The sequence below is a fragment of the Streptomyces niphimycinicus genome (genome assembly GCF_018883605.1).
Lineage (GTDB): Bacteria > Actinomycetota > Actinomycetes > Streptomycetales > Streptomycetaceae > Streptomyces > Streptomyces niphimycinicus.
The window spans coordinates 1-3223 of record NZ_JAHLEM010001111.1 but is presented as its reverse complement, the minus strand read 5'-3'; the positions used below and the strand labels follow the sequence as shown (position 1 = coordinate 3223).

The window sequence follows — 3223 nt, the reverse complement described above, 5'->3', positions numbered from 1 at the left end:
CTCACCAGCGGGGTGTACAACGCCGTCACCGTCAGATCGAACGCCACCGACGAATGCAGCAACGCCGTACCCGACGCATCCGCATACACCTCCCGCGCCCGCTCCAAATAAGCCCCCACCGAACGATGCTCGACCACCACCCCCTTCGGCCGACCCGTCGAACCCGACGTATAGATCACATAGGCCGGAAGCGACAGCTCCCGCACCTCTGCCACCGGGTCATCCCGGTACGCATCGGCCGCCACGAGATCCGTGACCTTATCGATCACCAGCACCGGCCGCGCATCCCCCAGGATGTGAGCCTTGCGCTCCGCCGGATACTCCGGATCCACCGGCACATACGCACCACCCGCCTTCACCACACCCAGCAACGCCACCACCAGCTCCACCGACCGGGGCAACACCACACCCACAAACCGCTCGGCCCCAACACCCTGCCCCATCAACCACCGGGCCACCCGATTCGACCACGCGTCCAACTCCGCGTACGACACCTCGCGCCCGTCGCACACCACCGCCACCGCATCCGGTGTCCGCGCCACCTGCTCCCCGAAGAGCACCGGCAACGACACACCCCGTACACCCCGCGGCTCACCGTTCCACTCGACCAGCACCCGCTCCCGCTCCACCGCGGACAGCAACTCAACATCACCGATGCGACGCTCGGGGTCCTCGGCGAGCACGCTCAGAACGCGGACGAAACGCTCCGCGATGCGCTGAGCCGTGGCCCGGTCGAACATGTCGGTGCTGAAGTCCAGAGCCCCCTCCAGCACCACACCCCCGTCCGCGCCGTCGACCCGCCGCTCGCCCAGCCGGAAGGACAGGTCGACCTTCGCCCCGCCCACGGCCACCGGCTCACTCGCCACGGTCAGACCCGGCAGCGAGGCCACCGCGGTCTCCGCGCCCTGCTCGGTGTTGTTCAGCGTGAGCATCGTCTGGAAGAGCGGATGCCGGGACAGCGAACGCTCCGGGTTGACCACCTCGACCAGCCGCTCAAAGGGCAGGTCCTGGTACGCGTACGCCTCCAGATCCCGCGCCCGCACCCGTTCGATCAGTTCCGTGAAGGTCGGGTCGCCGGAGGTGTCCGTGCGCAGCACCAGTGTGTTCACGAAGAAGCCGACCAGGTCGTCCAGCGCGTCATCGGTGCGGCCGGCCACGGGGGTGCCGAGGGGGATGTCCGTCCCCGCGCCCAGGCGCGTGAGCAGCGTGGACAGCGCCGCCTGCACCACCATGAACAGGCTGGCCCGGCGCTCGCGGGCGATCCGCGTCAGCTTCTCCCGCAGCTCCGGAGCGAGATCCAGGGCGACGGTGTCGCCCTGGTGGGTGGCGGCGGCCGGACGGGGGCGGTCGAACGGCAGCGACAGCTCTTCCGGAAGGTCGGCCAACGTGGCCTTCCAGTAGGCCAGTTGGCGGGTGATCTCACTATCGGGGTCGTCCTCGGCGCCGAGCACCTCGCGCTGCCAGAGGCTGTAGTCCGCGTACTGGACCGGCAGCGGCTCCCAGCCGGGAGCCCCGCCGGAGCCGACCCGCGCGGCGTAGGCACCGGTCAGATCGCGGGCCAGCGGGCCCATCGACCACGCGTCGCTCGCGATGTGATGCGCGACGACCAGCAGTACGTACGCGTCGTCGCCCAGCTCGAACAGCCAGACCCGCAAAGGTCCTTCCGACCGGAGGTCGAAGGCGTGGCGGGCCGCGCCGAGAAGTTCGGCGGGCAGCCGGGTCTCGTCGGTCCGTACCACGGCGAGCTGGACCGCTTCCGCGTCCCGGACCACCTGGTACGGGCCGTCGGCGTCCTCGGCGAACACGGTGCGCAGGCTCTCGTGCCGCGCCACCACATCGCCAAGGGCCAGCCGCAGCGCGCGCTCGTCCAGCTCACCGCTCAGCCGCAGCGCCACCGGAATGTTGTAGGTGGCACTCGGCCCCTCGAACTGATGCAGGAACCACAGCCGCTGCTGGGCCAGCGACAGCGGCAGCCGTGCCGGGCGCGGTTCCACCGCCCGTAGCGGCGAGCGCACCGCGGCGGACGCGTCCAGCACTGCCGCGAGCTCGGCGACGGTGGGGGCCTCGAAGACCCGGCGCACCGCCAGTTCGACGTCCAGGACCGAGCGGATCCGGCTGACCAGCTTCGTGGCCAGCAGCGAATGGCCACCGAGGCCGAAGAAGTCGTCGTCGATGGTGACCGACTCCAGGCCCAGCACCTCGGCGAAGAGACCGCACAGGATCTCCTCGCGCGGCGAGCGCGGGGCCCGGCCGCCCGTCGAGCCCGGTCCGTAGTCGGGCGCGGGCAGGGCGCGCCGGTCCAGCTTGCCGTTCGGGGTCAGCGGGAAGGCGTCCAGCGTCATGAACGCGGAGGGCACCATGTAGTCGGGGAGCCGCGCGGCCATGTGCCGGCGCAGCTCGGCGCCGTTCGGCACGCCGCCATCCGCTGCCGGGACGAGATAGGCGACCAGCCGCTTGTCGCCGGGCCGGTCCTCGCGCACGAGGACGGCGGCCTGGGCCACGCCGTCCTGCCCGGCCAGTACCGTCTCGATCTCGCCCAGTTCGATCCGGAAGCCACGCAGCTTGACCTGGTCATCGACCCGGGAGAGATACTCCAGCTCACCTTCGGCCGTCCAGCGCACCAGGTCACCGGTGCGATACATCCGCCCACCGCCGACGCGGCCGAACGGATCGGCCACGAACCGCTCGGACGTCAGCCCCGACCGCCCGTGATAGCCACGGACCACCCCCTCGCCCGCGATATACAGCTCACCCGGCACGCCGACCGGCACCGGCCGCAACCCGCCGTCCAGCACATACACCTGGGTATTGGCGATCGGCCGCCCGATACGCGGCGCACCCGCACCCTCCGATGTGACCGGCCACGCCGTCGACCAGATGGTGGTCTCCGTCGGGCCGTACATGTTCGTCACCGACTCGGCCCGCTCGGCCAGCGCCACCGCCAGGTCGGCGGGCAGCGCCTCGCCACCGACGAGGACCCGCACCTCCGCCAGCACCGAGGCATCCTCGGCCAGCACCGCCCGCCACAGACTCGGCGTCGCCTGCATCACCGACACCCGCTCAGCCGACACCAGCGCGCACAAGGCCGCCGGATCGCGCACCACATCCCGCGCGGCCACCACCACCGCGGCGCCGGACAGCAGGGGCACGAACAACTCCAGCCCCGCGATGTCGAACCCGACCGTGGTCACCGCCAGCAGACGGTCCTCGCCCGTGAGCTGGA

General features: G+C 71.1%; 1 protein-coding gene. It reads right to left on the bottom strand.

Going from position 1 to position 3223, the window contains the following annotated elements; all coding sequences use genetic code 11:
• Positions 1 to 3223, bottom strand: a 3223-nt coding sequence (locus tag KN815_RS48005; protein WP_216348053.1) for a condensation domain-containing protein, incomplete at both ends; no start/stop codon positions are given.